The sequence below is a fragment of the Paenibacillus sp. FSL L8-0436 genome (assembly GCF_038593025.1).
GTDB lineage: Bacteria > Bacillota > Bacilli > Paenibacillales > Paenibacillaceae > Paenibacillus_AQ.
The window spans coordinates 1,354,495-1,380,547 of sequence record NZ_CP151955.1; the positions used below are offsets into that span (position 1 = coordinate 1,354,495).

At 44.4% G+C, this 26,053-nt stretch carries 25 protein-coding genes and 2 pseudogenes; 14 read left to right on the forward strand and 13 right to left on the reverse strand.

Annotated features, from left to right (window positions below):
* Positions 1–162 precede the first annotated feature (162 nt).
* On the reverse strand, positions 163–1,086 hold the full coding sequence (locus NSS79_RS06205; protein WP_342438699.1) for a 2-dehydropantoate 2-reductase N-terminal domain-containing protein: 924 nt from the start codon (positions 1,084–1,086) through the stop codon (positions 163–165).
* 148 nt (positions 1,087–1,234) lie between these two features.
* Between NSS79_RS06205 and NSS79_RS06210 the strand changes: the two genes are divergently transcribed.
* Positions 1,235–1,786: a TetR/AcrR family transcriptional regulator gene (locus tag NSS79_RS06210; protein WP_342438700.1), complete on the forward strand. Its 552-nt coding sequence runs from the start codon at positions 1,235–1,237 to the stop codon at positions 1,784–1,786.
* A 238-nt stretch (positions 1,787–2,024) separates the two neighbouring features.
* On the opposite strand, the gene NSS79_RS06215 is transcribed toward NSS79_RS06210, so the two are convergent.
* Both NSS79_RS06215 and NSS79_RS06220 read right to left on the reverse strand, forming a co-directional pair.
* The gene (locus NSS79_RS06215; protein WP_342438701.1) at positions 2,025–2,702 is read right to left on the reverse strand and encodes a GNAT family N-acetyltransferase; all 678 of its coding nucleotides are present in this window, start codon (positions 2,700–2,702) and stop codon (positions 2,025–2,027) included.
* A gap of 654 nt (positions 2,703–3,356) precedes the next feature.
* The gene (locus tag NSS79_RS06220) at positions 3,357–3,722 is read right to left on the reverse strand and encodes a MerR family transcriptional regulator (RefSeq protein ID WP_342438702.1); all 366 of its coding nucleotides are present in this window, start codon (positions 3,720–3,722) and stop codon (positions 3,357–3,359) included.
* A 118-nt stretch (positions 3,723–3,840) separates the two neighbouring features.
* On the opposite strand from NSS79_RS06220, the gene NSS79_RS06225 reads away from it, so the two are divergent.
* The 4 genes and pseudogenes from NSS79_RS06225 to NSS79_RS06240 all read left to right on the forward strand — a co-directional run.
* Positions 3,841–4,497 (forward strand): nitroreductase family protein, encoded by a 657-nt coding sequence (locus NSS79_RS06225; protein ID WP_342438703.1) that lies wholly within the window; start codon positions 3,841–3,843, stop codon positions 4,495–4,497.
* A gap of 477 nt (positions 4,498–4,974) precedes the next feature.
* Positions 4,975–6,198: an IS110 family transposase gene (locus NSS79_RS06230; RefSeq protein ID WP_342437010.1), complete on the forward strand. Its 1,224-nt coding sequence runs from the start codon at positions 4,975–4,977 to the stop codon at positions 6,196–6,198.
* Positions 6,199–6,561: 363 nt separating this feature from the next.
* Positions 6,562–6,837: pseudogene (locus NSS79_RS06235) on the forward strand (tyrosine-type recombinase/integrase); the annotation flags it as partial.
* A pseudogene (locus tag NSS79_RS06240) lies at positions 6,834–7,076 on the forward strand (DUF6262 family protein); the annotation flags it as partial. The pseudogenes NSS79_RS06235 and NSS79_RS06240, both read left to right, overlap by 4 nt.
* Before the next feature lie 140 nt (positions 7,077–7,216).
* Here NSS79_RS06240 and NSS79_RS06245 read toward each other — a convergent pair.
* Positions 7,217–8,440 carry an IS110 family transposase gene (locus tag NSS79_RS06245; protein WP_342437010.1) on the reverse strand — a complete coding sequence of 408 codons (1,224 nt, stop codon included), beginning with the start codon at positions 8,438–8,440 and terminating at the stop codon, positions 7,217–7,219.
* 427 nt (positions 8,441–8,867) lie between these two features.
* Here NSS79_RS06245 and NSS79_RS06250 point away from each other — a divergent pair, with 427 nt between their 5' ends.
* Positions 8,868–9,221 carry a hypothetical protein gene (locus NSS79_RS06250; protein WP_018757707.1) on the forward strand — a complete coding sequence of 118 codons (354 nt, stop codon included), beginning with the start codon at positions 8,868–8,870 and terminating at the stop codon, positions 9,219–9,221.
* A gap of 161 nt (positions 9,222–9,382) precedes the next feature.
* On the opposite strand, the gene NSS79_RS06255 is transcribed toward NSS79_RS06250, so the two are convergent.
* Positions 9,383–10,606 (reverse strand): IS110 family transposase, encoded by a 1,224-nt coding sequence (locus NSS79_RS06255; protein ID WP_342437010.1) that lies wholly within the window; start codon positions 10,604–10,606, stop codon positions 9,383–9,385.
* A 704-nt stretch (positions 10,607–11,310) separates the two neighbouring features.
* Entirely contained in the window at positions 11,311–11,820 is a 510-nt protein-coding gene (locus tag NSS79_RS06260) for an AAA family ATPase (protein ID WP_342438704.1), read from the reverse strand.
* Positions 11,821–13,266: 1,446 nt separating this feature from the next.
* Here NSS79_RS06260 and NSS79_RS06265 point away from each other — a divergent pair.
* Positions 13,267–13,569 (forward strand): NUDIX hydrolase, encoded by a 303-nt coding sequence (locus tag NSS79_RS06265; protein ID WP_342438705.1) that lies wholly within the window; start codon positions 13,267–13,269, stop codon positions 13,567–13,569.
* 352 nt (positions 13,570–13,921) lie between these two features.
* Positions 13,922–14,437 (forward strand): GNAT family N-acetyltransferase, encoded by a 516-nt coding sequence (locus NSS79_RS06270; RefSeq protein ID WP_342438706.1) that lies wholly within the window; start codon positions 13,922–13,924, stop codon positions 14,435–14,437.
* 188 nt (positions 14,438–14,625) lie between these two features.
* Here the strand turns inward: NSS79_RS06270 and NSS79_RS06275 are convergent, their stop codons facing one another.
* The gene (locus NSS79_RS06275; RefSeq protein WP_342438707.1) at positions 14,626–15,048 is read right to left on the reverse strand and encodes a GNAT family N-acetyltransferase; all 423 of its coding nucleotides are present in this window, start codon (positions 15,046–15,048) and stop codon (positions 14,626–14,628) included.
* A gap of 764 nt (positions 15,049–15,812) precedes the next feature.
* Here NSS79_RS06275 and NSS79_RS06280 point away from each other — a divergent pair.
* From NSS79_RS06280 to NSS79_RS06295, 4 genes are all read left to right on the forward strand, one after another.
* Positions 15,813–16,619 carry a TetR family transcriptional regulator gene (locus NSS79_RS06280; protein WP_342438708.1) on the forward strand — a complete coding sequence of 269 codons (807 nt, stop codon included), beginning with the start codon at positions 15,813–15,815 and terminating at the stop codon, positions 16,617–16,619.
* 27 nt (positions 16,620–16,646) lie between these two features.
* Positions 16,647–17,393: a type I methionyl aminopeptidase gene (gene map / locus NSS79_RS06285; protein WP_342438709.1), complete on the forward strand. Its 747-nt coding sequence runs from the start codon at positions 16,647–16,649 to the stop codon at positions 17,391–17,393.
* 454 nt (positions 17,394–17,847) lie between these two features.
* Positions 17,848–19,143: an SLC13 family permease gene (locus NSS79_RS06290; protein WP_342438710.1), complete on the forward strand. Its 1,296-nt coding sequence runs from the start codon at positions 17,848–17,850 to the stop codon at positions 19,141–19,143.
* A 21-nt stretch (positions 19,144–19,164) separates the two neighbouring features.
* Entirely contained in the window at positions 19,165–20,307 is a 1,143-nt protein-coding gene (locus NSS79_RS06295; protein ID WP_342438711.1) for a glycerate kinase, read from the forward strand.
* Positions 20,308–20,342: 35 nt separating this feature from the next.
* On the opposite strand, the gene NSS79_RS06300 is transcribed toward NSS79_RS06295, so the two are convergent.
* The 6 genes from NSS79_RS06300 to NSS79_RS06325 all read right to left on the reverse strand — a co-directional run bounded on the left by NSS79_RS06300 (position 20,343) and on the right by NSS79_RS06325 (position 24,616).
* Positions 20,343–20,786, reverse strand: coding sequence for a transposase (locus tag NSS79_RS06300; protein WP_342440309.1), 444 nt, complete (start codon positions 20,784–20,786; stop codon positions 20,343–20,345).
* Positions 20,787–21,233 (reverse strand): hypothetical protein, encoded by a 447-nt coding sequence (locus NSS79_RS06305; protein WP_342438712.1) that lies wholly within the window; start codon positions 21,231–21,233, stop codon positions 20,787–20,789.
* 31 nt (positions 21,234–21,264) lie between these two features.
* A complete protein-coding gene (locus NSS79_RS06310; RefSeq protein WP_342438713.1) occupies positions 21,265–21,639 on the reverse strand; it encodes a transposase in 375 nt (124 codons plus the stop codon).
* A gap of 245 nt (positions 21,640–21,884) precedes the next feature.
* Positions 21,885–22,649 (reverse strand): hypothetical protein, encoded by a 765-nt coding sequence (locus NSS79_RS06315; RefSeq protein ID WP_342438714.1) that lies wholly within the window; start codon positions 22,647–22,649, stop codon positions 21,885–21,887.
* Positions 22,650–22,871: 222 nt separating this feature from the next.
* A complete protein-coding gene (locus NSS79_RS06320; RefSeq protein WP_342440310.1) occupies positions 22,872–23,291 on the reverse strand; it encodes a transposase in 420 nt (139 codons plus the stop codon).
* Between the two features lie 296 nt (positions 23,292–23,587).
* On the reverse strand, positions 23,588–24,616 hold the full coding sequence (locus tag NSS79_RS06325; protein WP_038586973.1) for a sugar diacid recognition domain-containing protein: 1,029 nt from the start codon (positions 24,614–24,616) through the stop codon (positions 23,588–23,590).
* Between the two features lie 233 nt (positions 24,617–24,849).
* Between NSS79_RS06325 and NSS79_RS06330 the strand changes: the two genes are divergently transcribed.
* Together NSS79_RS06330 and NSS79_RS06335 are read left to right on the forward strand one after the other, a co-directional pair.
* Positions 24,850–25,170, forward strand: coding sequence for a carboxymuconolactone decarboxylase family protein (locus NSS79_RS06330; RefSeq protein ID WP_340894400.1), 321 nt, complete (start codon positions 24,850–24,852; stop codon positions 25,168–25,170).
* 129 nt (positions 25,171–25,299) lie between these two features.
* Positions 25,300–26,025, forward strand: a complete 726-nt coding sequence (locus NSS79_RS06335; protein ID WP_340894399.1) for a hypothetical protein — start codon at positions 25,300–25,302, stop codon at positions 26,023–26,025.
* Positions 26,026–26,053: the final 28 nt, after the last annotated feature.

The following is a 26,053-nucleotide window of genomic DNA, read 5'->3' on the forward strand; positions in this document are numbered from 1 at the left end:
CAGCATCAATTAAGTTTAATCAATGACAGGAAGAGGTCCGGTTTACTCCCGCTCTCAACTAACTGTTCTCATAACCATGAAAGCGGCTGTGTGTGCCCATATTTACTGGACGCGGCAGCCGCTTTTTGCTTTTATATTCAAAGAACCTGGGCGTTAACAACGTTACTGAACATGTATTTCCGATTTGATATCATTTTGACTTAGAAATTTCATTAAATCATTTCTCAGCTGCACAATCTCATTGTTAGCATTATTCGCATAATCCGGCAACATCATATCCCTAACCATTTTAGTTCGTAGCCATGTCATAAAGAAAAGATCCAAAAATAAGTTTGGAAATTTAAGCACCAGTTTAAGCATTGGAGGATCAATTGAAACGCCCGCTTTTTGTATTGCCCTTAGATTCGCTTTTAAAGTGACTGTTATTTTGCGTGCCGTCTTTCTGGTTCTGGCTGTTTTTTTGTCAATTATCTTATTCTCAGAATGCAAAACGCTCAACATGGCAATGTCTGATACGGAATGTGTGATTAGATACGCTTGCATATCCTTTTTAATAACGTAGGGAAGCTTTGCTGTTTTAAATAATTTTGCGAGGTTTTCTATGCGTTCTGTCACTACACCATTAATTTCTCCAAATGCAGTTGCCACTAAAATCTTTGGTAGAAATCGAGCATGCAATACTCCATCTTTAATCTGTCCGCCGAAGCCGGGAAAAGCTGGTAAAAGTCTATCCCCTATGATATCCAGCCACGAAGAAAATCCAATTGAATTACTAGTCATCGTGACTATATTTTTGCTTTGATTATCTTTTAGCGCTAACAACGCTGATTCGGACCGATCATAACGAACGGTAACGAAAATAAAATCGTATACATCATCATTTTCGAGCGTATCAATGACATTTACTTGTATCGATCTAACTGTACCTTTTTCTTTATATTGCAGGCCATTTTCTCTTAATGATTTAAATCTATTAGAATGTGCAAACAGGCTAACGTCAAACCCTGCTTCAATAAGCTTAATTGCGTACATGCTCCCGATAACACCTGCACCAAAAATTAAAATTCTATCTTGTTTTGCTGACATGAATACCACCCCTACTTATTAACATTTCCTTTTAATTATCAGACAACATGTTGTATGATGTGATTATAAATCTTCATTATTCCTTGATCAACCGTCAGTTTTTTATTATTTGTCGGATGATATTCTTATTCGCTAGTAGGAGGGAAACATGAAAAAGCAACCCCAAATAACGGAGAAAACAAGACAAAAGTTTGTAGAAGTTTTTTGTGAGTTATATAGCCAAAAGCCGATGGAGAAAATTTCGGTTCAGGAAATTGCGAATAAGTCAGGATATAACCGCAGCACCTTTTATCAATACTTTACTGACATTTACGAATTGTTAGACTCTGTTGAAAATGACTTATTGAATGACATTAAAAAAGAAATGGCGAATAAAGAGCTATCGATGCATACGGTTCAAGATACGCTCTATTGTCTGGACAAAAAAGAACATCTCCTGGTTCTTAATGCCCTTTTGGGCGATTATGGAAGTAACCATTTTTTAAAACGTTTAAAAAAAGAAATCAGTTTGGATCAATTAGAATTAAACGTTCCGCAAAACCATTCCTTAACGCCATACTTCATTGAGTTTTACCTGACAACTTCCCTTTCTTTATTTCGTCTTTGGCTCCAGCGTCAAAAGGATTTATCGTCAGAAGAATTTTTCAAGTTAGTGGAGAACCTATATTCAAGAGGGATTACGCCCTATTTTAAAGAATGAGTCTGTCATTCAAACCAAATCCATATGTTGTATAACAAAGCGCGCATAAGCTTGTTTACACAATATACTCCATAAAGACTGACCTAACCTACTCTTAAGGGTTTGCATTCTGTAAATACAGACTTCTGCAAGTTTTTCTTCAGAGAAATTGCCTCTATTTGTGATACGGTCCGCGCTGCTCGTAACGGCAATTTTAAGGCCATCCTTTTCGGGATGGCCTTTCTTTTAGATGTAAATCTTAATATATTGAAATATCCGTTCCATAAAGGTGAAGACGAAGGCGTTTTGCAATGGACAGCGAAGAATAATTATCCCATGATGTACTATATAAAGGGATCCTCTGAGACCGTCGTATCGCTTGGGCCCATAAGGACGTTACGCGTATCGCATATCCTTTTCCTCGATAATCTTTCAATGTCTCGACTCCGGCCTCTGCAGCCTTATCGCTACTTCTTGCGCTAAAACAGACAGATACAGCCATGTTGTTTTCCGTCACCATAAAACAAGGTCCTCGAAACTTCAGTTCCGATAATAGAGTAGGAAACCCTGGTTCCAAGTAGTATATATTGTCTTCAGTAACCAAGGTGGCGCCTGTGTAATCCTTTACGGTTTTATGAAATGTAAAAGCCGGGCCCATCCATAAGCCTCTAATTTCTTTGTCCTTATCCAACGTGCGAATAACATTAGCAAGTTGCTCGGTTGAATCACCCTGATCCATGAATTGCAGAATGTCATGGACTAAGCGATTTGGTACGTCGCTGCGGAATCTTACAATACGGCCAACAATGGTCTGTCCCAAAAAAAATCGAGGAGCAGGCTGGTTCGTTGGCTCATTAATCGTTGTGATACGTCCAGCATGATCATGAATATAGAGAACTCCTGCTTGAATGCTCATTAGTTCTAAATGGTTGTACAAAGACTTACCTCCTCTATTGTTTATCATTCACCCTTTCCCTGTACAATTTCATTATCATCAAAAATCACTCGCTCTCACCATAATCTATATCCAAGATACCATCTTTCCAAAGCAGTTTGAATGGTCTTCTTTACGTTTCAACAAAAAAACTACCTGCGGCACTATGGATATTCTTTAGGATTATATAGCCTTTGTCTTTTGGCAACTCGGATAGACAGAAAGAAGGCTGTTGAGACTTTCTCGACAGCCTAGAACCTTATTTACTTGGCTATAAAGGGGCTTGTGGATTGTCCGGCAGCTACCGGGTGGCTGGAGAGGAGCAGCGCAGTTCCCCAGATCAATTTGAGGGCAATATCCATATAGACAAGGGCTTAGCAGGATAGCCAATCGACACCATTAGGATAAATATGAGAATAATAGAATAGAGCGTCATCTTACCTTGAAAGGCGGTTTGCGGTTCGTGGGATAGCTTGCGGTTTACTGCTTTGATGGTCAATATCCCAAATATTCAGGCCATATCCCCCAGTGAAAATACAGGCATGGAAATGAGCTGCGTCCCACCCGCAAGCAATCCCGCTAACAGGACAGCGGCCACCCAGATCAGCCATAATCCACAAACTCTTTTATTCAGAAAGGTTCCGGCGTATCTTTATATTAATGTTTTCCGAACCCACTCTCACACGTAATATCCAACTCAAGAATGTTGTAAAGGTTTTGTTTGGAATCCTCTAATATTCTTTGAGCGTCTTCAACTTCTGATATTTTTTCTTTAATAATGCGTGTTTGTTCATCTTTTGACATTCCATTTTTCGAGATCATAGATTTTATATCATTAATTGTAAAACCAACAACTAAACATTTTTTAACAACATCTAGATGATTAATGATTTCTAACGTATACTTCCGATAACTATTCTGGTCTCTCAGTATATATTCATCAGGAATAATACCCATTTTCTCATAGTATCGGATAGTCGATATTGGAAGGTCAATTATTTTTGCTACTTCACTAATCTTCAAATTATTCACCTCATTCTTTATCTTGCTATAAAGTATACTTCATAGTTTACAATCCTCATAGTGATGATAAATGATTCTTCATTCCCATCTCACAAATTTAAATAAAGGAGACAATAAGATGACTTTTTCAAACCTTACCAGCAAATTCCACAAGACAAACGATTTCAATAACATTGTCCTGGAGCGCCGTTCCGTTAAAATCTACAACCCAGAAGTCAAAATCAGCCGGGAGGAAATGACAGAAATTCTGGCAGAGGCTTCCCGTGCCCCTTCTGCCATTAACATGCAGCCGTGGCGTTTCCTTGTCATCGACAGCGCTGAAGGCAAAGAAAAACTGGCATCGCTAGCCTCCTTTAACCAGACGCAAGTTCAGACTTCTTCGGCTGTTATTGCAGTATTTTACGATGCCAATAACATTGAATATATTGACGAAATTTTCAGCAAAGCAGTGGAACTTGGATACATGCCACAAGACATCATGGATATGCAATTGCAGGTAGCGAAACCTTATTATGCGAGCATGAGCACATCCGATCTGCGTGATGTGAACCTGATTGACTCTGGCCTCGTTTCGATGCAATTGATGCTTGTTGCGCGCGCCCACGGATATGACACCAACCCGATGGCAGGTTATGAGAAGGACAAGATCGCCGATGCTTTTGGCCTTGATAAAGACCGATTCCAACCGGTCATGTTGATCTCGATAGGGAAAACGGCCAAAGAGGGCTATCCATCCTACCGCCTGCCCGTTGAAACGATTACAAATTGGGCATAATCTACAGTAGATTCCGATTCCGCCCATTGATGCATCACATTTTATAGCACAAAAAAAGCTCGCAGACATCTGTTTACGTATCATTCCGACCAGAGAGTGACCTACCCTGCTCCTATGGTCGGAATGATGAAAATACAGGTTCCTGCGAGCTTTTTTTCAAAAAACATGCCGCTACTTGTAATACGGTTCACCGAGATTGATCTTAAACCTCCTACCCGTTAGCCAACCATGCAGCGCAAAATCAGCGCTGCACCACAGAGAATGAAAATTTTCGCTTGGTATTTTATACTGGAAGTACGGCTGGGAGAGGAAGGTCGATGAACTATGGTGCGATTAGAGCCCATCCGTTAGTCTGACTCCAACGACCACGGTGCACCACTGAATGTTGCTCCCACTGGGAAGCACTCATAGTAGATTAATCCTATTCTGGTTGTTGCACCAGTCTCCAATCATGATGCCGTAGAAAGGTTGAATGGCGTGGATGTAATTATTGAACGGGCGTGCGGTATGGATGTCCATAAAGACAATATTACTGCATGCATCATGACACCTGAAGGAAAGGAGATTCAAACATTTTCAACTAAAACTGTATTTCTTCTTAAGTTAGTGGACTGGATTAAGGAGCACAGCTGTACTCATGTCGCCATGGAAAGCACAAGTGTTTATTGGAAACCTATTGTAAATTTAATTGAGGCTGAGGAGATCGAATTTCTGGTTGTTAATGCCCAGCATATGAAAGCTGTGCCTGGACGCAAAACCGATGTTAAAGATGCAGAATGGATTTGCCAACTCCTTCGCCACGGACTGATTAAAGCCAGTTTCATTCCAGACCGTAATCAACGTGAGTTAAGAGAGCTTGTTCGTTATCGTCGGAGTATCATCGAAGAACGTGCCAGACAGCATAATCGAATCCAAAAAGTATTAGAGGGAGCTAATATTAAGCTTGGTTCCGTTGTCTCAGATATTATGGGAGTTTCCTCTAAAAACATGCTTTATGCGATTGCTGAAGGTATAGATGATCCTGAGCAACTGGCCAACATGGCCCTTCGGACACTAAAACGAAAAAAAGACGAACTCGAACTTGCCCTCCAAGGATACGTAAGCCCCCATCAACGCCTAATGATAAAAACCATTCTAACTCACATCGACTTTCTAACTCAACAAATTGATATGCTGGATCAAGAAGTTGCACGGCGAGTAAATCCTTACCAAGAAGATATTGAACGATTAGACTCAATTCCAGGCATATCAACACGAATGGCCGAACAAATCCTGGCTGAAATCGGTACAGATATTAAAAACCAGTTTCCAAGCGCAGCTCATATGTGTTCCTGGGCAGGACTTGTTCCTGGCCATAACGAAAGTGCGGGCAAAAGGAAATCGGCTAAAACCAAAAAGGGCAATAAATATTTGAGATCAGGCTTAACCGAAGCAGCTCATTCCGTAAAAGGATCTAAGAATTACCTTGGCGCCCTGTATAGGCGTACAGCAGCGCGAAAAGGAAGGAAACGAGCAGGAATTGTAGTCGCTCATGCCATGTTGAGAATCTCCTATTACCTTCTAACTCGTAAAGAAATGTATGTTGATCTAGGGGAAGACTACTTCGATAAGCAAAGGGAACAGTCCATTGTGCGACATGTTTTACGCAGACTTGAAGGACTAGGCTACTCCATTACCATCACTAAACCAGAAGGCTCTTGATCTATATAAAGCTGCAATAAAAAGCTATTCAGGCGCTCTCCCCTTTAAAAAAACGAACGAGTTGCGTCTTCTTTAGTGCTGCCTTTTTCCACACTTTGGCGCAATGAATTTTCATAGTAGCTTAATGAAGCATGGTCAGTCTAGAACTTTATTTTTTATTTCTTGGTTAATGATAAATGGAATGTTGATTTTATTGGCGAAATCAAACAGTTTAAAAAGATGGCGGAGAATTATAAGCACTCCACTCAAAATATCCATTTTCGAATCAAAAGCTCTACGGTTAATTTAGAAGTAAAATATTTTTGGTATCACGAGCTATTTTATGCTGAGAGGGCTCTCGTGACCCAGCATTGGCTTCTGAGACAATTAAATGAACTGGCTATGAAAAAGAATATCACCGATGAAAATGGGAATGTATTTCACTTTAAAACCCATCAGTTTAGACATACTTATGCAGTTAAGATGCTTAATGGAGGAGCGGACATTCTGACTGTCCAAGAGTTCTTAGCTCATGCTTCTCCTGAAATGACCTTACGGTATGCAAAGTTGTTGGACGATACGAAAAGAAAGGCTTTTGAAACTGTAATTACTCAAGGTGTTTTTAGCTTTGACCTTAACGATGATGTTCAAGAAATTCAGAAGAATCGGGTGTCTCAAAAGCGAATTTATATAACCATTTAGATATCCGCGAGAGGATCGAATCCTTACACCGTCAACAATCACAAGCACCTACTCCAAAGCAAGTAAAGCGTGAGATGAATGATGCGAATAAGGATGTACTCATCGAAACGTTAAAACGCAAAATCAAAGCACTGGAGAACGAGAACAAAGGATTACGAGAAGAAATGAAAAGGGCTTATGCTCAGATTTATGAATAATTTTAGTGCACTTCATTAAGCTACTATGAAAATTCATTGCGCCAAAGTGTGGAAAAAGGCAGCACTAAAGAAGACGCAACTCGTTCGTTTTTTTAAAGGGGAGAGCGCCTGAATAGCTTTTTATTGCAGCTTTATATAGATCAAGAGCCTTCTGGTTTAGTGATGGTAATGGAGTAGCCTAGTCCTTCAAGTCTGCGTAAAACATGTCGCACAATGGACTGTTCCCTTTGCTTATCGAAGTAGTCTTCCCCTAGATCAACATACATTTCTTTACGAGTTAGAAGGTAATAGGAGATTCTCAACATGGCATGAGCGACTACAATTCCTGCTCGTTTCCTTCCTTTTCGCGCTGCTGTACGCCTATACAGGGCGCCAAGGTAATTCTTAGATCCTTTTACGGAATGAGCTGCTTCGGTTAAGCCTGATCTCAAATATTTATTGCCCTTTTTGGTTTTAGCCGATTTCCTTTTGCCCGCACTTTCGTTATGGCCAGGAACAAGTCCTGCCCAGGAACACATATGAGCTGCGCTTGGAAACTGGTTTTTAATATCTGTACCGATTTCAGCCAGGATTTGTTCGGCCATTCGTGTTGATATGCCTGGAATTGAGTCTAATCGTTCAATATCTTCTTGGTAAGGATTTACTCGCCGTGCAACTTCTTGATCCAGCATATCAATTTGTTGAGTTAGAAAGTCGATGTGAGTTAGAATGGTTTTTATCATTAGGCGTTGATGGGGGCTTACGTATCCTTGGAGGGCAAGTTCGAGTTCGTCTTTTTTTCGTTTTAGTGTCCGAAGGGCCATGTTGGCCAGTTGCTCAGGATCATCTATACCTTCAGCAATCGCATAAAGCATGTTTTTAGAGGAAACTCCCATAATATCTGAGACAACGGAACCAAGCTTAATATTAGCTCCCTCTAATACTTTTTGGATTCGATTATGCTGTCTGGCACGTTCTTCGATGATACTCCGACGATAACGAACAAGCTCTCTTAACTCACGTTGATTACGGTCTGGAATGAAACTGGCTTTAATCAGTCCGTGGCGAAGGAGTTGGCAAATCCATTCTGCATCTTTAACATCGGTTTTGCGTCCAGGCACAGCTTTCATATGCTGGGCATTAACAACCAGAAATTCGATCTCCTCAGCCTCAATTAAATTTACAATAGGTTTCCAATAAACACTTGTGCTTTCCATGGCGACATGAGTACAGCTGTGCTCCTTAATCCAGTCCACTAACTTAAGAAGAAATACAGTTTTAGTTGAAAATGTTTGAATCTCCTTTCCTTCAGGTGTCATGATGCATGCAGTAATATTGTCTTTATGGACATCCATACCGCACGCCCGTTCAATAATTACATCCACGCCATTCAACCTTTCTACGGCATCATGATTGGAGACTGGTGCAACAACCAGAATAGGATTAATCTACTATGAGTGCTTCCCAGTGGGAGCAACATTCAGTGGTGCACCGTGGTCGTTGGAGTCAGACTAACGGATGGGCTCTAATCGCACCATAGTTCATCGACCTTCCTCTCCCAGCCGTACTTCCAGTATAAAATACCAAGCGAAAATTTTCATTCTCTGTGGTGCAGCGCTGATTTTGCGCTGCATGGTTGGCTAACGGGCAGGATAATGTAATATTCCATCATGCAACCGGCGAAATATTCGCTTGCATGTTCAGTTCTTGGGTAAATTAGCTCAATAAATTCTATAAATAAGATTATATATGGTATAATATGAGAATATATTTTAAAAATACTAAAGCGTTATGAAATGGTGGACTAAACGAATGGAACGTACAATTCAATTAATGGAAACCCATTTAAATATCGATCTTGGAAATCCGCCCTTTTTAAAATTAGATAACGGGTTGCAAATTCCATACTCTTCGATTAAGGGGATAACAACAGGTAGACCCATACCAAATGCTTTCAAGCTTTATGGTTTTTCTTTTGGAGGAACAAGAAATGGATTATTTAGATTCAATGGAGGTTATCATCTCTACTTTTTTAATAATGAGGTTGATACCCTTCATTTTGACTTGAATAATTTTCTTGTTGGTAAATTTAAAATATCAAAGTTAATCATTGATGTTAAAAACCCTGAAGAAATAAGTAAAACTATCTCCGAAAGATTGACGTGATAGATCAATACCGAAAGGTCTACCGCACTGGCTTTCCTCAACTACTATGAAAATTCATTGCACCAAAGTGTGGAAAAAGGCAGCACTAAAGAAGACGCAACTCGTTCGTTTTTTTAAAGGGGAGAGCGCCTGAATAGCTTTTTATTGCAGCTTTATATAGATCAAGAGCCTTCTGGTTTAGTGATAGTAATGGAGTAGCCTAGTCCTTCAAGTCTGCGTAAAACATGTCGCACAATGGACTGTTCCCTTTGCTTATCGAAGTAGTCTTCCCCTAGATCAACATACATTTCTTTACGAGTTAGAAGGTAATAGGAGATTCTCAACATGGCATGAGCGACTACAATTCCTGCTCGTTTCCTTCCTTTTCGCGCTGCTGTACGCCTATACAGTGCGCCAAGGTAATTCTTAGATCCTTTTACGGAATGAGCTGCTTCGGTTAAGCCTGATCTCAAATATTTATTGCCCTTTTTGGTTTTAGCCGATTTCCTTTTGCCCGCACTTTCGTTATGGCCAGGAACAAGTCCTGCCCAGGAACACATATGAGCTGCGCTTGGAAACTGGTTTTTAATATCAGTACCGATTTCAGCCAGGATTTGTTCGGCCATTCGTGTTGATATGCCTGGAATTGAGTCTAATCGTTCAATATCTTCTTGGTAAGGATTTACTCGCCGTGCAACTTCTTGATCCAGCATATCAATTTGTTGAGTTAGAAAGTCGATGTGAGTTAGAATGGTTTTTATCATTAGGCGTTGATGGGGGCTTACGTATCCTTGGAGGGCAAGTTCGAGTTCGTCTTTTTTTCGTTTTAGTGTCCGAAGGGCCATGTTGGCCAGTTGCTCAGGATCATCTATACCTTCAGCAATCGCATAAAGCATGTTTTTAGAGGAAACTCCCATAATATCTGAGACAACGGAACCAAGCTTAATATTAGCTCCCTCTAATACTTTTTGGATTCGATTATGCTGTCTGGCACGTTCTTCGATGATACTCCGACGATAACGAACAAGCTCTCTTAACTCACGTTGATTACGGTCTGGAATGAAACTGGCTTTAATCAGTCCGTGGCGAAGGAGTTGGCAAATCCATTCTGCATCTTTAACATCGGTTTTGCGTCCAGGCACAGCTTTCATATGCTGGGCATTAACAACCAGAAATTCGATCTCCTCAGCCTCAATTAAATTTACAATAGGTTTCCAATAAACACTTGTGCTTTCCATGGCGACATGAGTACAGCTGTGCTCCTTAATCCAGTCCACTAACTTAAGAAGAAATACAGTTTTAGTTGAAAATGTTTGAATCTCCTTTCCTTCAGGTGTCATGATGCATGCAGTAATATTGTCTTTATGGACATCCATACCGCACGCCCGTTCAATAATTACATCCACGCCATTCAACCTTTCTACGGCATCATGATTGGAGACTGGTGCAACAACCAGAATAGGATTAATCTACTATGAGTGCTTCCCAGTGGGAGCAACATTCAGTGGTGCACCGTGGTCGTTGGAGTCAGACTAACGGATGGGCTCTAATCGCACCATAGTTCATCGACCTTCCTCTCCCAGCCGTACTTCCAGTATAAAATACCAAGCGAAAATTTTCATTCTCTGTGGTGCAGCGCTGATTTTGCGCTGCATGGTTGGCTAACGGGACACGATAGTTGAACATAAAGGGTTTCACATATTAGTCATGACTAATATGTGAAACCCTTTAATCTATCTATCTATCTGTCTATCTTTCTATCTTTCTTAAATTTAGGTCTTGATAAGCGGCGCTAGCGCGCTGCATGTATGGCTAACGGGAAACGATAGCTCAATAATACCAAGAAAGCAGCTGATCCATGTGATCGGCTGCTTTTGTTCAATTAAAAGGGCAGGACATTTAGTTGAACAAGAGAAGTGGAGGTTTTATGTCGCATTTGACGCAAACTGCTCACTAGTGAATTTCAAAAGAGCTCGTTTTGAGGGTTCCAATAAAAACCAACAGTTGTCTAAAACTGAATATAAAGTCTTAGACATCTGTTGGTTTATTGAACTAACGTATTTCGTTAGCGGAATGTGCAGCTCTAAGTAAAGTAATTCATACTTCATCTTTAAATTATACTTTTCAAAATCAAATCTGCACATTCTTCGGAAGTGTTTAAATGTGTGTTGACAGTACAATTATACTGGATATCTTTTGCCATAATTTTATGTTGCCACTCAGATTGATCTTCGGTTCTATTTTCTCGAACAATATTTCTCTGACGGCAAATATCTAAAGGGCAAAATACTTCAACAATATATAATGGGTAGCCAGAATATATATTCTTCACTTTTTCATAATGTGGTTTCAACTCTGGTCTTTCTACTATAATTCCATCAATAAGTACATTTTTCCCGTGGTCAGAAAATAATTTAGCTGTGTGATACATCATGATAATTGCTTCACTTAAATACTTCCAATAATCTTCACGAAGATAACGTTCACCTATCATTTCTTCAAAAAGGTCATTAGCAACAACATAAAAAAATTCGTTCGATTTTAACTGTAAAGCATCTACTATTGATGTTTTTCCAGCACTCGTAACACCGTTTAAAAATACGATTTTACCTTTGTCCATCCTGTTGATACCACCTATTAGTTTAATTAATTCCATTTTAACATTGAAACCATAAGGTTGGAAATAACTCTACTGCCCGTTAGCTCCATGCTCTCAACAGTTTAGTACTTTATTTTCTTTTGAAAAAAGGGCTTCTTTAGATGATGCGCAGTACGAAGATATTCTGTAATAAAAGAAAGCGTGCTTATTCAACAAACGGGTAACGTTAGTTCAATGAAACAGAGACAGACTAGGACAGATTTTGATTAACGTAACCCGATCTGCGACCATCCCGACATAAGTCGGTAGGTTTCCCGCGAACCGTTAAGAATCCTCAGGCGACTTATAAGTTAAACTCTTCCTATTCAGGTTCCGATGGACACAATTTCACCGCACCGTCTACCAAATCCACCATCATGGCCTTCTATGATCTGCACGGTTAGCCCCGGATTCAACTCATTCATTTCATAATGTTGGTGCCCTTCCTTTTGGATTCGAAGTTCGTTCAGCCTCGCAGCCGGTCCAAGGCGCCACAGGCAGTGTCGTCTACTTTATTTAATGCTGCCAATACAATCTTGATATCTCGTACCTTGGCAAATGGTGAACAGTCACTTTCGACATGGTTTCTATCCGGCTAAGAGCTGCAGCCCGGCGGAACCTCACGTCATGTTTTCCGGGGTACTGTTAAATCAAACTTGGCTAATTCAACAATAGCTTTTTCTCGATTTATTTTATCCTCTTTTAGAGGGGCTATAGGCCCAGAATATCAAAATACTATCTTATCAAACCCAACCTCTGATCATTTTCTGAACATCAGCAATATGTATCTAATATTATGAGTGTGTAAGACAGTGTGCAGAACGTAAGACGAAATTAGCTGGTGTTTATTTTATTCGGTGATGGTTCGAGAATCGGGCATACATAAAATAAGCCGCAGAGCTAAAACATGCTGGCGGGTTTGTATTTTCTGCAGCGTGTCGAAGCTAGGACGGAAACGCGACTTTTTTATCATGTCTAACTTAACTTGTATGCATTGATTTATGTATATTGACGTGACAGGAAACGCATGTTTGTATTCATTACTTCGCATATGTTCATTAATATAAATTAGACAAAAATACTATATTGTCCCTTTTTCATTCGATGGGCCGATTCCGATGAGGCATATCAATTTCTTCGAATAAGCTGAACTCGGAAGAAGATCTAAAAGCACTTGCTGTAATTCAGAATGAGCTTGTTGAGCAAGTGATTTATCGCATTATGGAAATGATTGATGGTTATGGTGGGTTGCACTTTGAAGTAGATTTGATCGATCAAGAGACTAAGCAGTCTTTGCGAGATGGAATACAATTACACGATAAGTTCATGGATCATGTATACAAAACTGAATGAAAACTATAGTGGAATAGCGGTTGCTTCGGCAGTCGTTATTATTTATAGTTTAGTTCAATCGGTGGAGGTCGTGAAATGGCGTTTCCGACACATATTGTATCGGCAGGCGGAATTGTAGAAGATGGAAACGGTAATATCCTATTAGTAAAAGCCCATAACGATGGTTGGGTGTATCCTGGTGGAATAACTGAAGTTGGAGAAAACCTGATTGATGGCGTGCTTCGTGAAATCAAAGAGGAAAGTGGAATAGATGCCACTGTTAGCCATTTAATTAGTGTTGTTTCGAATACAGCGGTCCATAAGTGGTATGACGGTGTGACTAATGTTCCTACGAAGGTCATGTCTGATTTGTGTGCAAAGCTGTGGGTGGAGAGTTAGCTACTTCTGATGAAACCAGCGAGTACAGGTGGGTTCCAAAGGAAAATGTTCTGGATTTGATTACTTTACCCGCCATCCGTATGCGTTATGAAACTTATTTGAACTATAATGGCTCTGTGAATTATATAGAGTACGTCACTGCAACAACGTCAGAATGTAATGTCAAACTTCAAAGGCTTGTTTAGTTGTACGAGCGCTCGTGTTTTAAAAATCTTTGCACTAACCGGAAACGATAGTTGAAAAAAACCAACTCGGCAGTTCAGTCCAAAAGGAAAGGCTGCTTTTGATTGAACTAACGGACAGGATAAGGAATTTTTGAAAGGTTATTGATTAATAGAAAGGTGGGAGATTTTTGATAGAAACAAAACGTCTTATAATTAGAGAAATGGTGCAGTCCGATTATGATGCATTGTGCGGAATATTGTGTGATGAGGAAGTAATGCGTGCTGCTTATGAAAGTGCATTCAACTTAGAAGAAGCACAAAATTGGCTTAATAGACATCTTAAAAGATATGAAGAATATGGTTTTGGACTTTGGGCTGTTGTATTAAAAGAAACAAACGAAATGATTGGTCAATGTGGCTTGACAATGCAAGGCTGGAGAGAAAAAGAAATTTTGGAAATAGGATTTTTGTTTCAAAAAGCGTATTGGCACAAAGGTTACGCAACAGAAGCAGCAATTGCTTGCAAGGAATACGCTTTCTCAGTTCTTAATGCAAATAGGGTTTATTCTATTATTAGGGACACAAATATAGCCCCTCAAAAAGTTGCTGTTCGAAACGGTATGAATATTATTGATAAAGATACTAAGAATTTTAGAAATATAGATATGGAATTTTTTCTGTATTCTGTAGAGCGAACAAAATGAGCAGGTGAAATTGAAAAGGTTTCCATGATGAACCCATATACTGTTAGAAATTGAGCTAACGGGGAATTATAGTTGAATGATATACATTGATGAGTAGGCGCTACGGAAGCCTGTTTTTTCATTGAGCTAATAGGCAGTTTATGGGGAAAACAATGAGAATATTGACACTGATTTTTCGCTGTCGATCACTAAATTTCTTTATCGAGCACAAGCTGCGATTTTTTAATTGTAAAACCAATTCGATTATAGAATTGGACGGCATCTGATCTAGTCTGATTGGTACGCACTCTAATTTTTGTGAATTCGGATTCTGCTGCCCATTGCTCACATACTTGTACTAATTGTTTGCCAATCCCATTTCCTCGACAGGCACTGTCGACGACAAGTCCAGCTATTTCAACAAATGGTGGCGATTCGATTAAAAAACGTACATTAGCATGAATCCATCCTAACAAAACATGGTTTGATTCCATCACATAAACAATATGGTCGTTGTGGTTAGAGGTATATTTGAGTCTCTCTTCAAGTTGGGAGACATCCACTGGATAGCCCAATTGGCTTGAAAGCCTAGCGATCTCTTGGGAATCTCCAGGAAACGCTTTTCTAATCAAAATAACAACACCCTTTCGATACAGTTCATCATAAAGGATCCACATATTAGTCCTGCATAATATGTAGAACTCTTTATTTCATTTGACTTTCTTAAGTTTAAGTCTTGATAACAGAAAGTCTAGAACTTTATTTTCTCCTTACATCTAGAGCATGTCTTCAAACTGGAAGAGCTCTGGGAAAGCAAGGATTTAGAATTGAAAGTAGGGGCCTTAAAAGCCCGCAGTTGGTTCGTTTACCCGTAAACGGACTCAGGAGACGCTATGAAGAGTAAAATCCCCGTTTATTCTCTTTTGCGGACCCAGCGGACCTTATCTGCGCTGCATTCTATCTAAAAATGGCCATCGGGGAGAAATAACTGCACTGGAGTCCGTTTCCCTACTGTAACAGGCTAAAAGCCCCAAATAAGTGCAGCTCGGTCCGTTTGTACTGCCAGGAATACACTTTCCAGACACACACGTCTTCGGAAGAAGAGCGAAGTGTCTGAAACCCCGAGACGTAAGCCTCCACCGAAAAAACTACCTAGTGGCGAAACGCCTTGCTCCGCATGTGATCAGAAAATGGTACTGCACCCATGTTTCCTTAGGGCATACAGCGGCAGGTTTTGGCGGGGAAGTGGTTTGAAGACACGCCCTAGTAGAGCGTTGGCCAAGCACCGATTTCTAGGTTGAGCCGGAAATCCTCGAGCTAATCTCTTGTAATTCGCAAGCTGATGTTTTATATTGACATAAGAGCAGGTCAATAATAAAAGAGGTGAACGGACGAGATGACTCCACGCACGAAGGAACAAAACGAAGAGATCCGGCTGCGGCGTCTGGCGCAAATTCGTAAAGCCGCTGCCGATGTGTTTTTGAATAAAGGGCCTTTACTGGAGATCCGCGATGTGGCTGCGCAGGCGGGACTCGGCTATGGAACGGTGTACCATTATTACAGCAATAAGGGCGATTTGCTCTACGATCTGTTATGGGACGCAGTGGAGCGGGCCGGGGGATGGCTGGAGGCTCCGCTAGAGTTCCCGTTGGAGGCTCCGCTAGAGGCACGGCTGAAGGTCCCGCTGGAGGCTCAACTGAAGGCTCCGCTGGAGTTCCCGCGTGCTTCGGCTTCGGGGGAGGCGCCGGCGGGCGGGCATTTCAGTTTGGCTGCTGCGGCAGACACTGGGAACTTGGCTGCCGCGGATTCCCGAAGCGGAAGCCGCGGAACCGCCGCTGCTGCAGAGCTTGGCCCCGTCGCCGCCGCCGGCGTCCGGCTGCTGCAGCTTTGGGCAGAAGACCACGCCCTGTACCTGCTGCATAAGCAGGCCAGTGAGGACTTTGCCTCGCTGCCTGAAGCGCGCTCGGCCCTGCTCTCGGCCGCCTTTCGCCGGGAGGTGCTCGCACCGTTTGCCGCGCTGCTGGAAACCGGGCGTGCGGCGTCCGGGGCTGCTGCTTCCGGCGGAAACGCAGCGGAGCCGCCGTATCGGCTACAGCATGCTGAAATGCTGCTGGCCGCCTTGGTCGGCTGCGCCTCGCTTTCGCTTCGCCGCGGAAAGCTGCACGAGGAGGCCAGGGATATCGCCCTGTTTTTAAAATTATAGAATGGATAAGGAGCGAATAAGCAAAAGATGATCATTTTAAAATCACCCAGGGAAATCGAAGAGATGAAGCCGGCGAGCCAAATCATTGCGGACTGCTACCGCGAGGTGGCCAAACTGATCGAGCCTGGGATCACCACCCGGGAGATCAATGACTTTGTTGCCAGACACATCACCAAGCTGGGCGGCAAGCAGTTTACGAAAGGGTACAACGGTTTCCCCGCCGAAACCTGCATTTCGGTCAACGATGTGGTGGCCCACGGCATTCCTTCGAACCAGGTGCTTATGGACGGCGACTTGCTAAAGCTCGACATCGTCGTGGAATACGGCGGATGGTTCGGCGATTCGTGCTGGTGTTATGCGGTGGGCAATATCGGGCCGGAGGCGCAAAAATTAATGAAGGTGGCAAAGGAATGCTTGGATCTGGGGATCGCCCGGGCACTCCCCGGGGGCCGGCTCGGCGACATAACGTCGGCGATTCAACAGCATGCGGAAGCGAACGGGTATTCGGTCGTACGCGATCTGCTGGCGCATGGGATCGGGCGGAGCCTGCACGAGGAACCGAGCTACGAGCATATCGGCGTAGCCGGCAAAGGCATTCGGTTAAAGGAAGGCATGGTGTTTACGATTGAACCGATGATCAACGAAGGTACGTTCCGTATCACGATCGACGACGATGAGTGGACGGCGAGAACGGCCGACGGCAAGTTGTCGGCGCAATATGAGCATACGATCGCAGTCACGCCGGACGGACCGCTGATTTTAACGGCCCAGTAAGAATAGAGGCGAATGGACGGGAATGCATCATTTTAGGAAATAAGTCGCCAACCCGGTCTGCTTGGTCTATCCGAAACGGCGAAAAAGCGCTGAGCCCAGCCTGGGACCAGGGAAGCTTTTGTTAACATGGTTTGTAACTATACCGATTTACGAAAACCGCATTTTTTGCGGTTTTTTATTATGACTTTGGTATAAGTCTTATAACTTTTATGGAAAATAGTGTACATATCGAACGAAACTTAGTGCATAATTCGTGCGTGCTCAACCCGTCGGAATTCTTCTGTACGCGCTTTTGCTTATTCGCTGAAGCATTACAGCATGTAATACTCCACCTAGACATTGGGAAAAACGTTGTTCAACTGCACAATGCATTTCGTCCGATCATCAATATTTTTTGGCGAGGGTAAACGTTACAATGAAAGCGCGTTCAACAAGAGCAATGGGAGGCATAACAATGGAAGGATTAATGATTGGCTGGTATGGCGCCTTGGCGGGGTTGGCAATTGCTATTATTCTGATATTAAGAAAACTGAATCCCGTATATGCGCTGTTTCTGGGGGCCATTGCAGGCTCACTGATCGGCGGCGCCAATCTGGAGCAGACGGTAACTGTTCTTGTAAGCGGTACGCAAAGTGTAATGGGCACGGTGCTGCGTGTGCTCGCCGCCGGTGTCCTGGCAGGGGTAATGATGGAATCGGGAGCGGCCGAGACCATTGCCCAGGCGATTGTCAAAAAATTCGGCGGCAGCAAAGCCATTCTGGCCTTGGCCCTGGCAACGATGATTATTACCGCAGTGGGTGTCTTCATTCCCGTAGCAGTGCTGATTGTGGCCCCTATTGCTTTGTCGGTAGGCAATAAGATGGGGATTTCCAAGATGGCGCTGCTGCTTGCCCTGTCGGGCGGAGGTAAAGCGGGGAACATTATCTCCCCCAATCCGAATACGATAGCCGCGGCCCGCGGGTTCGATCTGGACCTGAGCCACGTGATGCTGGCCGGCTTGATTCCGGCAGTGTGCGGTCTGATCGTAACCGTTATTGTCGCTTCACTTCTGAAGAAAAAAGGGATTATGGTCACAGACCAGGAGGCGGTGAACAACACCGCCGACACCTCTAAATATCCGCCGCTTCATCAGGCGATTGTTGCACCGCTCGTTGCGGTCATTCTGCTGATGATCAATCCGATTGGCTCGCTATCCGGAATTGAGGCATTGTCCAACTTCAAGGTGGATGCATTATATATCCTGCCGATTGCAGGGATTATCGGCATGCTGGCTATGGGCCAAGGCAAGAAGATCCTGCAGTACAGCTCGTCCGGCTTGAACAAAATGACAGCAACTGTTCTGATCCTGATTGGTGCAGGAGGCATAGCCGGTTTGATTGCGGCTTCTGATCTGTCGACCCAGGTGGTCCAGTTGATTCAGAATTCGGGTATATCCGGCACCTTCCTGGCACCGATTTCCGGTATCCTGATGGCGGCGGCTACCGCCTCAACCTCAACGGGTGTTATTCTGGCTACAGGCTCCTTCGGACAAGCCATTCTCGATATGGGCACCGCTCCGCTGGCAGCGGCAGTAATGGTCCATACCGGAGCCACTGTCATTGACTCTCTTCCACAGGGGAACTACTTCCATGTAACGGCGGATAGTATGAAAATGACGATCAAGCAGCGGTTAGGGCTGGTCCCTTACGAGGCGATTGTCGGCGGAACGATGACGCTTGTGGCGACGATTATTTACGGATTTTTATTCTAATATCAAACATGGGGTGAGGAAATGAGAGAGAAAACCTTTGTACTGGCACCGGACTCCTTTAAAGAGAGCATGAGCGCTAAGGAAGTCTGCATTGCGATGGAAAAGGGGCTGCGAAAGGTTTATCCCAAGGCTGAATATATACATGTTCCTATGGCGGATGGAGGGGAAGGAACGGTCCAATCGCTTGTCGATGCCTCCGGAGGGCAAATTTATACCAAAGAGGTTATGGGACCGCTGGGGCAACCTGTTACAGCGAAGTACGGCATCCTCGGCGACGGCCGTACGGCGGCCATTGAGATGGCTTCGGCAAGCGGTATTCATCTGGTGGACAAGGCGGACAGAAACCCGCTTATCACCACCACCTATGGCACCGGCGAACTGATTAGGGAATGTCTTGACCGGGACATCCGCAATATCATTATCGGCATCGGGGGCAGCGCGACCAATGACGGCGGCACAGGGATGGCCGAGGCACTCGGGGCCAGATTCCTCGATGAAGCGGGGAATGAGCTTCCGCGCGGCGGCGGCAGTCTGGACCGGCTGGCAAGTATTGATATTGCTTCTCTTGACGGGCGGCTGAAGCAGGTTCAGCTGATCGTGGCCTGTGACGTCACCAACCCGCTGTGCGGGGAGCAAGGCGCATCCCGGGTGTTCGGTCCGCAAAAGGGAGCTACACCTGAGATGGTCCACCAGCTCGATGCGAATCTTGCCCATTATGCAGGAATCGTAAACAAACAGCTGGACAAGGATATCCGTGACTTGCCGGGTGCCGGAGCTGCCGGAGGACTCGGCGCGGGACTGCTGATATTTACACAGGCAGTTCTGCAGAAAGGAATCGAAATCGTTATTGAATATACCGGCCTCAAGCAAAAGCTGGCCGCTGCCGATATTGTGTTCACCGGCGAGGGCGGCATTGACTTCCAGACCAAATTCGGTAAAACACCGTACGGGGTGGCCCGCACCGCCAAAGCAGGCGGCAAGAAGGTCATTGCCTTAGCCGGCTACATCGGTGAAGGGGTTGAGACGCTCTATGCGGAAGGCATAGATGCCATCTTCGGAATTGTTCCGGGAGCGGCTGAACTGGAAAAGCTGCTAAACGACGGTCCGGCCAATGTCGAACGGACCTGTGAGAATATTGCGAGAGTGCTGAAGTTAAGCGAATAACGAAAGCAGAAGGGGCTGTCCCAAAAGTAGATATTCTACTGACGAGTCAGATTCTCAAATTTCTCAAAAGCTTCAAATGTTAAAAAAGCAGCGATCCTCCCGTTATTGGAGAATCGCTGCTTTCTGTTTTTGGTCCATTGCAGCTTGCTTCCCCTGTGGAAATGCAGCATGTTCCCGGCTGGGCACGTCCAGTGATCCTCGGCTGTGTTGGATGTCCAGTTCTCGATTTTACCAACGTTTGCTTTCCAGGCTTTACTCTTTTCCTTATGGTAGCTGCCGTACTTCACCACCGCCTGAATCTCTTTCTTTTCCAGATAGGCGTAGTTTTCTTCACTGCCGTAGCCTGCATCCGCAATGACTGTCATTGGCAATTGTCCGAGGATCTGCTGCGTTTTTTCCATATGCGGCTCTAAACAGCGGGTGTCGGTCGGTCTTTGATGTAAACTGTAGGCTAAAATAAATTGGTTTTCGGTCCCGATTTACACATTGTATCCGGGTTTCAGTTGGCCATTTCGCATGTGGTCTTCTTTCATCCGCATAAACGTTGCATCTGGATCTGTCTTGCTGAAACTGTTGCGGTCACCAAGCAGATTTTGATATTGTTCGTACTTCAGCAGTCGAGGAAGCAAATCCTTACGCAACATCCGAACCGCTTTTTTCAGTGGTTTGTTCTTGGGCTTCTCCAGCAGTTGCGACTCTAGCGCCTGAGTCATTTGTTCGAGTTTCTCACTGCTGATCTCAGCGGACTCGCCAAGTTCGCTCAGGTCCTGGCCGCGGTGTTCCTGTTCTTCTTGTTCCTCCGCAGCCTCAATGTCGGCAAACAATGTCTGTACCTTTTCTTGCAGCTTGGACTTATGTTTACTAACGGCTTTCCCCCAAACAAAGGTGTAGCGATTGGCATTGGCCTCGATCTTGGTACCATCCACAAAGTAATGCTCCAGAGACACGTATTTTTCGTCAGCCAGAAACTGAAGCACGGCTGTAAATTACCGTTTCAAGGACATTCCTCATTCGCTGGGAACAGAAGCGATTCAGCGTGCGAAAGTTGGGGCGTTGCCGTCCGGCCAGCCACATGAAAGGGAGGTTCTCTCGCACGGCCTTAGCGATTTGACGAGACGAATAGATTCGCAGAGTATAGGCGTAAATAATGACTTTAGTAAGCATCTTAGGGTGATAGCTGTCGCGGACGCCGCCGGGATAGGCGGCGTCAAAAATGGCGTCGTCCAGTCGGTTGACGGCGGCATTCACGACACGAACAAGGTGACTTTCTGGAATATCTTCTTCCAGATCCATTGGCAAGCAAAGTTGGTCCATGGTATATTGAATGTACAAAAGAAACCTCTCCTTTGAAATGGTTGTGTGGTAACTCCATTTTACCAAAGGACGGTTTCTTTTTGTGATTTTAGAAAGATTTGAAGAAATTTTTTCCGCTTAAACAGCGGAGAGGACGGAACGATTGTGGAAAAGCGGTAGCGGTCGCCTTTGTCCCCGGATTTTTACCGCTAAGGAGAATAAATAAAATCTGGGGACAACAGCGATTGGAACAACGGTCCGTTCACGGATATATTTCTGTATTATTAGCGGTTTACTGTGTAGTTGTTCCCGTAATTATTATCCCAATACGTTTGTCCATTTGCGGTGTAGGAGATAGCGTACTGAATTTGCGTAACACTTGGGTCAATATTATTAAAGCTGAAATCCCAGATTTCTACGCTGCCATCGGAGTTCGCCGGTATGGAGTAGCTGGCGTATCCTTCCCTGGTTGTATTCCAGTTATCGGTTGTATATTTGATTTTAACCTCTTTGCTGTAGACTGAATTTTTGACATATACACTTCCCGAGAAGGTGTTCTCATATAAATCATCGTAAGCGCGAAAAACGTTCGGTTTACCAAGAATGGTTGAACTTTGATTAAAACGGCTGACGGAATAGTTTTGTCCGTTGTTATTGTCCCAATACGTTTGTCCATTGACTTCATACTTAATTGCAAATTGAATCGTTTGGGCATTTGTGAGCTGCGGATTATTATTGCTTATGTTATCGGTGGAAACCATAAAACCCCATTTTTCATGCGTGGAGTCCGTTGGGCCTTCATAGGAGGCGTTCGTATCATACCACTGACCGTCTCCAGGAGTATAGTGAATAGTTACAGTTTTTTGGTTGCCCAGGTTGCTTACTTCGATATTGCCGCTGAATCCAACGTATCCAAACTTGTAAAGATATAGATTGGCTGAAGTCAGTTGAACAGGCTGGTCACTGGCAAAGACAGATTGCGCAAACGTTAGCACAAAAACAGCTGCCAAAACCAAAATCGATAAACTCATCTTCATCTTCTTGAACATTTTACGACATCTCCTTTTTTTTGGTATGAAATTCAGGGTAAATATACCATAAAATATACCAAAAATAAACATATTTTATGTGAATTTTTGATGAAATGGATATGATTATTTTTCATGGAAAATCCGTAACGGCAAGCGTTTGCACATTTGTGTAATCTTTTGAACATAAGAATATCTCTGGAGCACAGCGGACGGAGGCTATTCCTGGACAGAGCTTCATCCCTAATGACCAGCGGGCGAAGCGGAGGCAATGGGAGAAATGTAGAAGGGGCTGTCCCAAAAGTAGATTTCTTTGACTGTGATAGCTTTCTCCGTCCCTCGAAGTAGGAAGCGCCGGAATCGCCGGTTGTTCTTCAGTTGGCTAAATACACTTTCCGGTTCCGTCATCCGGCGCACGGCCAAGGCGTAACCTTCTTCACTCCGTAGAATCTCCCGAGCCTGACTCTGGTACCGCAGTCGTTCCAAACTGACGACCACTTCTCGATTTCCTTCGGCTTTCGTACATCTTTCCTTCAGTGGGCAGCCCTCGCAGCTCTGGCTACGGTAATGACGTTTTCGGATTTCATATCCACTCTCTAACGTTTCCTTGCTTTCTTTGCGGAAATGCAGCGTTTGTCCGGCGGAGATTTCTTTTTTGTGAATTTAGAAGGATTACAGAAACTTTTTCCTTTAAAAGCAGCGGAGTGGACAGAACGATTGTGGAAAAGCGGCAGCGGTCGCCTTGGTCTCCGGATTTTCACCGCTAAGGGGAATGGGAAAAATCTGGAGACCACAGCGATTGGAACAACGGTCCGTTCGCGGAGCGACCACCCAAGTGCTCACGTTGATCCTACTTAAAAACAAGGGGGCTATCCCAAGCAGCCATTACATCACTTTTGGGACAGCCCCTTCTGCAGTTAGGTGCCGGAAGATGAGAGGCAGCAGCTCTGAAGTTTAGGTTACTTGTACAAGGCCAGCAATCCGTAGGTGAGCTCGAACAGCTGCAGCAGATTCCGCGGGTCTTTGCCGGTGAGGCTCTCGATCCGTTTCAGCCGGTACTGCAGTGTATTCCGGTGAATGTTCAGCGCCTCCGACGTATGCGAGACACTGCAGTTGTGGTTGATGAAACTCCTTAGTGTCTCCAATAAATCGGCGGTATCCTCCAGCTTGATGGTGGTATTCAGAGTGTCCGTCAACTCCGCATGGCTCAGCTTCACCAGAAATTCGGCCTCCCCGAAATGGATGGTCTGCGCAGAGGGCTTCAGCGCCAGCAGAATTCCCATAGCCGACTTCGCCTGCCGGTAGCTCTCCGCGATACTGGCCTCCTGCTTGCCGGAAGCCAGCAGCACCTGCGGCTGGTTATGAAGAATTTGCCGGATCAGCAGATTGCAGTCCTGCTGGTTCTGGACCAGCATAAGCCAGATGTCCTCTTGGATCCGAAACGAAGGCTGCAGCAGCAGAATCTTGGCATTCTGCTCTGCCGGTGTAAAATTCTTGATATACAGGACCGTTGTTTTGAGCAGCAGATCAATGTGATAAGCGGCGGCTTCTTTTCGTAATTTCTGCGAATACGCTCCCTCATGGGCCAGCAGCAGTTCCAGAAATGCCTTCTTACGGCTCGCTTCATTGGCGAGATCCTCCAGCGTATTTCTTTGTTCAATCAGAAGAGAGACTGTCGTTCTAACGATATTGCAAAAGGGACGGACTTCATCAGGGTTGCCCGAAATTCCAATCACACCCACAGGAGCATCGCCTATAACAATCGGCTCATTGGTGCCCTTTTTTTCATAACGTCCATCCTCCCAGACCTCGACCATTTTTCCGGTGGACAGTGCTTTGACTGCCCCCTGGTGAATGGTGCCGACCCGTTCTTTTTTTCCGCTGCCGATAATGACCCCTTTCCCGTTCATAATGTTGATGTTATAGGGGATGTCCATCATCATTTTATCTACAATTTCCTGTGCCTGTTTCTCGGAAAGCTCAAACAATCGGGTTCCTCCTTTGCCAAGCTGGTTATGCTCAGTTGTGGTCTTTGGATTATAGCTTGTGCATTTGAACAAAATTATAGATGATCTTCTGTATTTATAAAAGCAGGAAGTGCTGTTCTGACAGGATGAGGCCTGAGGAAAGAGACTGGCGGTTTCACTGGTGACATTTCTGATAGCTCTTAGATCAGGTGATGGAGTAATTTAACATTAAATACTAAGATGGGGTGAAAGAGATGAATGACAAATCTTCAATCAGCAACGCTTTTCAAATGTTCAGCAAGGAAGCTCCGGCACATCAGGAGGCGTGGATGCAGGCCGTAAAGGGACTGGGGGCTGCAAGCAAGCTGGATTCCAGAACGGAAGCGCTGGCTTACATTGCGGTACTTGCAGTGGCCAGACTTGAGAGCGGACTTCCTTTTCACGTGAAGCAGGCCAAAGCTCTGGGTGTCAGCAGAGAAGAAATCATCAGTGCTGTTCTGCTGGGGCTTCCGGCAGCAGGGAATACTGTGGTTCAATCGCTCCCTGCGGCACTTGCGGCATATGATGAAGAATAGACCATAATTCTATATCAAATGAACCGGCTGGATGCCTCTTAAGGGGTGTGCAGCCGGTTCTTTAATTTGCAACTTTAACAGGTTGTGAAGCGTCTAATTAAGAACGACAGCAGAATAAGGAGGGAATTCATGTACACGGCAAGAACTTTTGGAAGGTTCGCACTGGTGGCTGCAATGCTGCTCCTTGCAGCCTGCAGCACGACACCAGCAGCAGAACCGGAGGCCACATTGGTACCGCAGCAGTCACAGGAACAAGCTCAAACCAGTCCAACATCAAGCCCGGAGGCAAGCGCTGCACCGGAAGAATCGGCTGATCCGACAGCAACGGCAGAACCTGAGGAAGGGATGCCTCCAACGGCACTGGAAGCTGCCGCAACGGTGATGAAGGCGCTGAAGAACAGTGATATGGAGTCGCTTGCGGCCTGGGTGCACCCGGATAAAGGCGTCCGCTTCTCACCCTATGCATATGTCGATCCCAAGAAGGATCTGGTCTTTACCCGTGATAAGCTAGAGGGGGTAATGAAAGACAACACGAAATATGAGTGGCGGGAGTTCGCCGGTTCAGGTGAACTGATTGAGCTCACTTTTGCAGAATACTTTAAGCGGTTTGTATATGATGCAGACTTTGCCGGTGATGCCGAAATCGCCCTGAATAAGGGATTGGGGCAAGGAACGACAGTGAACAATATCAACGAAGTTTATCCGAAGGAAACTCACGACTTCGTGGAGTACCATATCGACGGTATCGATCCTTCTGTTGAAGGGATGGACTGGCGCAGCCTGCGGCTGGTCTTCGAGAAGATGGGCGAAGATCGTGCGCTTGTAGGCATCGTTCACGATCAGTGGACGCCATAAAAGCCTTGGATGAACTCAACATCAGAAG

What these genes read in the sequence shown, in the direction of transcription:
- NSS79_RS06205 (WP_342438699.1), bottom strand. Translation starts at nt 1,086, where the DNA reads ATGTCAGCAAAACAAGATAGAATTTTAATTTTTGGTGCAGGTGTTATC.
- NSS79_RS06210 (WP_342438700.1), top strand. Translation starts at nt 1,235, where the DNA reads ATGAAAAAGCAACCCCAAATAACGGAGAAAACAAGACAAAAGTTTGTA.
- NSS79_RS06225 (WP_342438703.1), top strand. Translation starts at nt 3,841, where the DNA reads ATGACTTTTTCAAACCTTACCAGCAAATTCCACAAGACAAACGATTTC.
- NSS79_RS06250 (WP_018757707.1), top strand. Translation starts at nt 8,868, where the DNA reads ATGGAACGTACAATTCAATTAATGGAAACCCATTTAAATATCGATCTT.
- NSS79_RS06260 (WP_342438704.1), bottom strand. Translation starts at nt 11,820, where the DNA reads ATGGACAAAGGTAAAATCGTATTTTTAAACGGTGTTACGAGTGCTGGA.
- NSS79_RS06265 (WP_342438705.1), top strand. Translation starts at nt 13,267, where the DNA reads ATGGCGTTTCCGACACATATTGTATCGGCAGGCGGAATTGTAGAAGAT.
- NSS79_RS06280 (WP_342438708.1), top strand. Translation starts at nt 15,813, where the DNA reads ATGACTCCACGCACGAAGGAACAAAACGAAGAGATCCGGCTGCGGCGT.
- map (WP_342438709.1), top strand. Translation starts at nt 16,647, where the DNA reads ATGATCATTTTAAAATCACCCAGGGAAATCGAAGAGATGAAGCCGGCG.
- NSS79_RS06290 (WP_342438710.1), top strand. Translation starts at nt 17,848, where the DNA reads ATGGAAGGATTAATGATTGGCTGGTATGGCGCCTTGGCGGGGTTGGCA.
- NSS79_RS06295 (WP_342438711.1), top strand. Translation starts at nt 19,165, where the DNA reads ATGAGAGAGAAAACCTTTGTACTGGCACCGGACTCCTTTAAAGAGAGC.
- NSS79_RS06315 (WP_342438714.1), bottom strand. Translation starts at nt 22,649, where the DNA reads ATGTTCAAGAAGATGAAGATGAGTTTATCGATTTTGGTTTTGGCAGCT.
- NSS79_RS06330 (WP_340894400.1), top strand. Translation starts at nt 24,850, where the DNA reads ATGAATGACAAATCTTCAATCAGCAACGCTTTTCAAATGTTCAGCAAG.
- NSS79_RS06335 (WP_340894399.1), top strand. Translation starts at nt 25,300, where the DNA reads ATGTACACGGCAAGAACTTTTGGAAGGTTCGCACTGGTGGCTGCAATG.